This is a genomic window from Streptomyces sp. NPDC060198, from assembly GCF_042728415.1.
In the GTDB taxonomy this organism is placed as follows: Bacteria; Actinomycetota; Actinomycetes; order Streptomycetales; family Streptomycetaceae; genus Streptomyces.
On the sequence record NZ_JBHWZJ010000367.1, the window covers coordinates 1 to 6,885 of the forward strand.

Consider the following 6,885-nt stretch of genomic DNA (forward strand, 5'->3'; position numbering starts at 1 on the left):
CAATAAGAGATACAACAACGAAACGTACCGTGTCCGGGAACTTAAATTCACAACACGCACGCCACGGACGGGTGAACACGGACGGGTGCCTCAGTCCAGGGTCACGGAGTTCCGCAGCGGGTCCCGCAGGTCCGTGCCGTGCGAGAGCCAGCGCTCCTGGAGCTCCTGGGCGCCCCGGACCCGCTTCCACGCGGCCTCGTTCGAGGTCATCGGGAGCAGCGGCAGGAAGCGGACCGGGTCCATCGGCCCGTCGAGCTCCAGGTCCTCCACCAGCCCGCCGGGCTCGGCCACCAGCACCGAGGAGAAGGGGGCGGACGGCCAGAGCGGGTCACCCAGGTCGAGGGAGGCGCCGGGGGCCACGATCACGCCTTCGACCTGCGGGGACGCCGCCAGTACGGCGAGCGGGCGCAGCACCTGGTCGGTGTCGGCCAGCCCCACGCGCACGGAGAGCACCAGCTCGGCGCGGGGGCCCTTCACCGGGTCGGCGAGCGGCGAGGTGGGGTCCGCCATGGGCTGGGCGGACATGCCGAGGGTGGCGTACCGGACCACGTCGCCGTCGAGGAAGCGCAGCACTTCGATGCGGTCCGTGCCGAGGAAGGTGACCGCGGCGCGGGCGTCCGGCTCTCCCAGGGCGTTGCGTAGCCGGGCTTCGACGAGCGCGAGAATTTCTTCCATGTCGCGAGCATAGAACGCGTATCGAACGGGCAAAGTAAGGGATTGGCCCTTGGCCGACTGATAGCCTGGCCGCCGGTCGGGACAGCGCGCGACGCGGCGCCCTCTCCGTCCCGACAGCACGTCGTCCCCCACGGGGGACCGACCGGAGGAGGTGGGGACTGCCATGGATCCAAGTCGACCGTGCAGTACCGAGCGCCCTTCCGTCCACACCGTTTCCCGGTGATTTCTTAAGCCCTCTCGGTCAGGGCTCGTGGCTTGTCGCACGGCGGAAGAGCATCCCGTTTTTGCCTGTCTGTAGCGAACGCCGTCGCCACCGCTCCGCGGTGCCGCCCGCTTTGCGGACGTGGTTTCCACGTCTCCATTCCGGGCTGTTCCGCCTGCGCGCACCGCACGGCCCTTTCGTGTAGGAGCCTGCCATGTCCATGATCCGTGACCTGCGCGCCGCCGTGCGCCCGTCCCTGCGGCCCTCCCTCCGCAAGTCCCCCGCCCCGTACACCGGTTACGACACCACCCGCGACCCGTCCGCCTCCAGCGCCGTGGTGGACTGCGCGGTCTACCGCGACGGCCGCCGCATGGAGGCCTCCGCCTGCCAGACCCCGCACGAGGCGATGCTGCGGGTGCGCGAGGGCGGCGGCTTCGCCTGGATCGGGCTGCACGAACCCACCGAGGCCGAATTCGCGGTCATCGCCAGGGAGTTCGGGCTGCACCCGCTGGCGGTGGAGGACGCGGTCCACGCACACCAGCGGCCGAAGCTGGAGCGGTACGACGACACGCTCTTCACCGTCTTCAAGACCATCCACTACGTCGAGCACGCCGAGCTCACCGCGACCAGCGAGGTCGTCGAGACCGGCGAGGTGATGTGCTTCACCGGCCGGGACTTCGTGATCACCGTCCGGCACGGCGGCCAGGGCTCGCTTCGCGCGCTGCGCCACCGCCTCCAGGACGATCCGGAGCTGCTCGCCAAGGGCCCGTCGGCCGTGCTGCACTCCATCGCCGACCACGTGGTGGACGGGTACATCGCGGTGGCCGGTGCGATGCAGGACGACATCGACGAGGTGGAGATCGACGTCTTCTCCACCCCGGCGAAGGGCAGCGCGCGCGGCACCGACGCCGGGCGGATCTACCAACTCAAGCGTGAGGTGCTGGAGTTCAAGCGGGCCGTCTCGCCGCTCCAGCGGCCCATGCAGCTCCTCAGTGAGCGGCCGATGCGGCTGATCGACCCGGACATCCAGAAGTACTTCCGTGACGTGGCCGACCACCTCTCCCGGGTGCAGGAGGAGGTCCTCGGCTTCGACGAGCTGCTGAACTCGATCCTGCAGGCCAATCTGGCGCAGGCGACCGTCACCCAGAACGAGGACATGCGCAAGATCACGTCCTGGGCCGCCATCGTCGCCGTACCCACGATGATCTGCGGGGTCTACGGCATGAACTTCGAGCACATGCCGGAGCTGGAGTGGACGTACGGCTATCCGATGGTGCTGGGCGTCATCGCCGTGGTCTGTTTCTCCATCCACCGGACGCTGAAGCGCAACGGCTGGCTGTAGTCCCCCTCGGGCCCACGCGCGCCCGTACGGCGGGCCGTTAGGCTCTTCGCCATGACTGCTGACTCGCTGCTCGGGCAGGCCCTCGTCGAGGAGGCCACCAAGAAGTCCGGCCTGGTCTGGGTGCGCGCCTCCGGCGCCGCCCGGGCGCTCTGGCACGTCTGGCACGAGGGCGCGGCGCTGCTCGTCGGCGGACCCGGCGAGCAGCCGCTCCCGGACGGGCTGACGGCCCGCGCGCGGGCCGAGGTGACGGTGCGCAGCAAGGACAAGGGCGGCCGGATCGTCGCCTGGACCGCCGAGGTGGACGAGCTCGCCCCGCACTCCGAGGAGTGGGAGGCGGCGGTCGCGGAGCTGAAGGGGAAGCGGCTGAACGCACCGGACGCGGAGCGGCTCACCGAGCGCTGGGCGAGCGACTGCCGGGTGGTGCGGCTGACGCCCGTGGCGCACACCACCGACCTGCCGGACACCTCGCTCGCCGCCCGCCCGCTCGCCACCCCGGCGATCACCCGCGAACCGGTACCGGCCGGGCTCCCCCGGCTGCTGCTGAAGAAGCGCCGCCGCGCGGATTGAGCACGGCCCGGCCGGACCGACGGCCGGGCACGGTTCAGCGGGCCGTTTTCCCGGACGCGGCGCCGACGAGACCGTCCAGCCATGCCTGGTGCCCGTTGAGCATCGGGTTCGGACCCTCAGCCGGAATCCTTCGGCAGCTGGCCGCTGTAGTCGACGGTGTCGTCCCTGGGCGGGGCCGCCAGTTCGAAGGAGCGGCCCCATTCGGCGAGGGTGACCGTGCCGCCACCGCCGCCGCGCGCCACCCGGACGGGATAGGGGGTGCCCTTGAGCGACACGTCGAGTGCGCCGCCCTCACCCTTGCCGCCCAGGATCTGGATGGTGGGGACGCCGGTGACCTTGTCCCGGTCGCCCTTGCTGACGGTGCCGTGCAGGGCGAGGAGCCCGTCGAGCAGGGTGCCCTTCTCGGTGAAGCCGCGCAGCCGCTTGTACGTGGGGTCGTCCTCGGGCACCTTGACGTACTTGCCGTCCAGTTTCTTGGCGGCCTCTTCGTCGCCGTCCCCCTCGTCCCCGTCCTGTGCATCCTGCTCGGCGTTCCAGAAGGCGGCGTCCGCCTTGAGGTAGAGGTCGTCGCCGACCCGGAGGACGGCGAAGGTGTTCTCCCGCGAGGTGACGGAACCGGTCCCGCCGTCGGCGTTGAGCCGCATGTCGAGGGTGTAGCTGCCGTCCTTGCTGATGAGGGTGCCCGCCAGGTGGACTGCCGTGGCGGCGTCGGCGGCGGCTCTGGCCCGGGTGTCGATCTCGGTGGCGGAGAGCTTGCCGATTCCGTTCGTACCCTTGTCGGGGTCGTCGCCCGCGCAACCGGTGAGGCCCAGGGCGAGTCCCGCCCCGAGTGCCACGGCGAGCGCGGTGCGTCCGGCCCGTACGGCGGAAGCGTAGGAGGTCACGCGTGCTTGCCTCTCGTCATACGTGTGGGATGGCAAGCGGCAGCGTACCCGGGGTTCGGGTATCACCCGGAAGGGAGCCGTCCGGGGGTGCTCCGGGGCCGGTACACAGCGGTACACAGCGGTACCGGCTAGCCTGAATCCGGCATACCGGCGTCACCCGACGCCCCTGACGTGCCGTGGCACGACCACGTCGGGCACGGCACGCGGCAACCGGCACGGAAGGGGTGCGCGATGGCATCGGGCGCGCCCAGGGTCTACGTCTCGCACCTCTCCGGGGTCCCGGTCTTCGATCCCAACGGCGACCAGGTCGGCCGGGTCCGCGACCTGGTGGCGATGTTGCGCGTCGGCGGCAGGCCGCCCCGGCTGCTCGGCATGGTGGTGGAGGTGGTCAGCCGACGGCGGATCTTCCTGCCGATGACCCGGGTGACGGGCGTCGAGTCCGGCCAGGTCATCACCACCGGCGTGGTCAACATGCGGCGCTTCGAACAGCGTCCCACCGAGCGTCTGGTGCTCGGTGAGTTCCTGGACCGGCGGGTGCGGCTCGCGGAGAGCGGCGAGGAGGTCACCGTCCTCGACGTGGCCATCCACCAGCTGCCGGCCCGCCGCGACTGGGAGATCGACAAGTACTTCGTCCGCAAGGGGCGCGGTGGGGCGCTGCGCCGCAAGGGCGAGACGCTGACCGTCGACTGGTCGGCGGTCAGCGGCTTCGCACTGGAGGAGCACGGGCAGGGCGCCGAGAGCCTGGTCGCCACCTTCGAACGGCTGCGCCCCGCCGACGTCGCCAACGCGCTGCACCACCTGACGCCCAAGCGCCGGGCGGAGGTGGCCGCCGCCCTCGACGACGACCGGCTCGCCGACGTGCTGGAGGAGCTGCCGGAGGACGACCAGGTGGAGATCCTCGGCAAGCTCAAGGAAGAGCGCGCGGCGGACGTGCTGGAGGCGATGGACCCGGACGACGCGGCGGACCTGCTCTCCGAGCTGCCCGAGGCGGACAAGGAGCGGCTGCTGACGCTGATGCGCCCGGACGACGCGGCCGACGTGCGGCGGCTGATGAGTTACGAGGACCGGACGGCGGGCGGTCTGATGACGACCGAGCCGATCGTGCTGCGCCCGGACGCCACCGTCGCGGACGCGCTCGCCCGGGTGCGGCAGTCCGACCTCTCCCCCGCGCTCGCCGCCCAGGTGTACGTCTGCCGGTCGCCCGACGAGACGCCCACCGGCAAGTACCTCGGGACCGTGCACTTCCAGCGGTTGCTGCGCGATCCACCGTTCGCCCTGGTCAGCTCGATCGTGGACAGCGACCTCGTGCCGCTGCCGCCGGACACCCCGCTGGCGGTGGTCACCAGTTATCTGGCCGCGTACAACCTGGTCTCGGTGCCCGTGGTGGACGAGAGCGGCTCGCTGCTGGGCGCGGTGACCGTCGACGACGTGCTGGACCACCTGCTGCCGGAGGACTGGCGGGAGACCGACTTCCACGGCGAGGAGGGGATCGCCCGTGGCCGCTGAGGAGCGTACGAAGGCGGCGTCCACGGGTTCTTCCGGGATGGTGCGCCCGCCCCGGTTCCGGCTGGACCAGCCGAAGTCGCCGCGCCGCCGGCTCCTTCCGGAGTACGACCCCGAGGCGTTCGGCCGGTTCTCGGAGCGGATCGCCCGCTTCCTGGGCACCGGGCGGTTCATCGTCTGGATGACGCTGATCATCATCATCTGGGTGCTCTGGAACATCTTCGCGCCGACCGCGCTGCGGTTCGACGAGTACCCGTTCATCTTCCTGACGCTGATGCTCTCGCTCCAGGCCTCGTACGCGGCGCCGCTGATCCTCCTCGCGCAGAACCGCCAGGACGACCGGGACCGGGTCACCCACGAGCAGGACCGCAAGCAGAACGAGCGGTCCATCGCCGACACCGAGTTCCTCACCCGGGAGATCGCGGCGCTGCGGATGGGCCTCGGCGAGGTCGCCACCCGCGACTGGATCCGCTCGGAGCTGGAGGACCTCGTGAGGGACTTGGAGGACCGGCGCGTCCTCCTCCCGTCCGAGAGTGACGAAGGCGACCGCTGAAGGGCTACCCGCGCGTAGCTCCACGCGCCGTAACATCGTCGTATGGCTACGGAAGACGCGGTGCGTGAAGCACTGGCGACAGTGAACGACCCGGAGATCCACCGCCCGATCACCGAACTCGGCATGGTGAAATCGGTCGAGATCGATCCTGACGGTGTGGTGGCTGTCACGGTGTACCTCACGGTCTCCGGCTGCCCGATGCGCGAGACCATCACCCGGAACGTGACCGACGCGGTCGCGGCGGTCGAAGGCGTCTCGCGGGTCGAGGTCACCCTCGACGTGATGAGCGACGAGCAGCGCAAGGAGCTGGCGGGCGCGCTGCGCGGCGGTACGGCCGAGCGCGAGGTGCCCTTCGCCAAGCCCGGGTCGCTCACCCGCGTCTACGCGGTCGCCTCCGGCAAGGGCGGCGTCGGCAAGTCCTCGGTGACGGTCAACCTCGCCGCGGCGATGGCGGCCGACGGGCTGAAGGTCGGCGTCGTCGACGCGGACATCTACGGCCACAGCGTGCCCCGCATGCTCGGTGCGGACGGCAAGCCCACCCAGGTCGAGAACATGATCATGCCGCCGTCCGCGCACGGCGTGAAGGTCATCTCCATCGGCATGTTCACCCCGGGCAACGCCCCGGTGGTCTGGCGCGGCCCGATGCTGCACCGCGCACTCCAGCAGTTCCTCGCCGACGTCTACTGGGGCGACCTCGACGTCCTGCTGCTCGACCTGCCGCCGGGCACCGGTGACATCGCGATCTCGGTGGCGCAGCTCGTGCCGAACGCCGAGATCCTCGTCGTCACCACCCCGCAGCAGGCGGCGGCCGAGGTCGCGGAGCGGGCCGGTTCGATCGCGGTGCAGACGCACCAGAAGATCGCCGGTGTCGTGGAGAACATGTCGGGCATGCCGTGCCCGCACTGCGACGAGATGGTCGACGTGTTCGGCAGCGGCGGCGGGCAGCGGGTGGCGGACGGTCTGACCAAGACGATCGGCGCCGAGGTGCCGGTGCTCGGTTCGATCCCGATCGACGTACGGCTCCGCGAGGGCGGCGACGAGGGCAAGCCCGTCGTGCTCTCCGACCCGGACTCCCCCGCCGGGCGCGCGCTCCGCTCCATCGCGGAGAAGCTGGGGGGCCGTCAGCGCGGCCTGTCCGGCATGTCGCTGGGCATCACCC

The 6,885-nt window shown here is 70.9% G+C and carries 7 protein-coding genes; 5 read left to right on the plus strand and 2 right to left on the minus strand.

The genetic code is table 11. The features are described from left to right. Window positions 1-90: 90 nt before the first annotated feature. On the minus strand, window positions 91-675 hold the full coding sequence (locus ACFWEP_RS29320) for a suppressor of fused domain protein (protein ID WP_387374489.1): 585 nt from the start codon (window positions 673-675) through the stop codon (window positions 91-93). A 416-nt stretch (window positions 676-1,091) separates the two neighbouring features. On the opposite strand from ACFWEP_RS29320, the gene ACFWEP_RS29325 reads away from it, so the two are divergent. Continuing rightward, window positions 1,092-2,219 carry a magnesium and cobalt transport protein CorA gene (locus ACFWEP_RS29325; RefSeq protein ID WP_387374490.1) on the plus strand — a complete coding sequence of 376 codons (1,128 nt, stop codon included), beginning with the start codon at window positions 1,092-1,094 and terminating at the stop codon, window positions 2,217-2,219. A 51-nt stretch (window positions 2,220-2,270) separates the two neighbouring features. After that, entirely contained in the window at window positions 2,271-2,786 is a 516-nt protein-coding gene (locus tag ACFWEP_RS29330; protein ID WP_387374492.1) for a hypothetical protein, read from the plus strand. Window positions 2,787-2,902: 116 nt separating this feature from the next. Here the strand turns inward: ACFWEP_RS29330 and ACFWEP_RS29335 are convergent, their stop codons facing one another. Next, window positions 2,903-3,670 carry a hypothetical protein gene (locus ACFWEP_RS29335; RefSeq protein ID WP_387374494.1) on the minus strand — a complete coding sequence of 256 codons (768 nt, stop codon included), beginning with the start codon at window positions 3,668-3,670 and terminating at the stop codon, window positions 2,903-2,905. Between the two features lie 231 nt (window positions 3,671-3,901). On the opposite strand from ACFWEP_RS29335, the gene ACFWEP_RS29340 reads away from it, so the two are divergent. From ACFWEP_RS29340 to ACFWEP_RS29350, 3 genes are all read left to right on the plus strand, one after another. Further along, window positions 3,902-5,176: a magnesium transporter MgtE N-terminal domain-containing protein gene (locus ACFWEP_RS29340; protein WP_387374496.1), complete on the plus strand. Its 1,275-nt coding sequence runs from the start codon at window positions 3,902-3,904 to the stop codon at window positions 5,174-5,176. Continuing rightward, the gene (locus ACFWEP_RS29345) at window positions 5,166-5,726 is read left to right on the plus strand and encodes a DUF1003 domain-containing protein (protein WP_387374498.1); all 561 of its coding nucleotides are present in this window, start codon (window positions 5,166-5,168) and stop codon (window positions 5,724-5,726) included. Before ACFWEP_RS29340 ends, ACFWEP_RS29345 begins: the two co-directional genes overlap by 11 nt. Before the next feature lie 42 nt (window positions 5,727-5,768). Next, the coding region (locus ACFWEP_RS29350; RefSeq protein ID WP_387374500.1) for an Mrp/NBP35 family ATP-binding protein at window positions 5,769-6,885 on the plus strand (1,117 nt) is incomplete at its 3' end.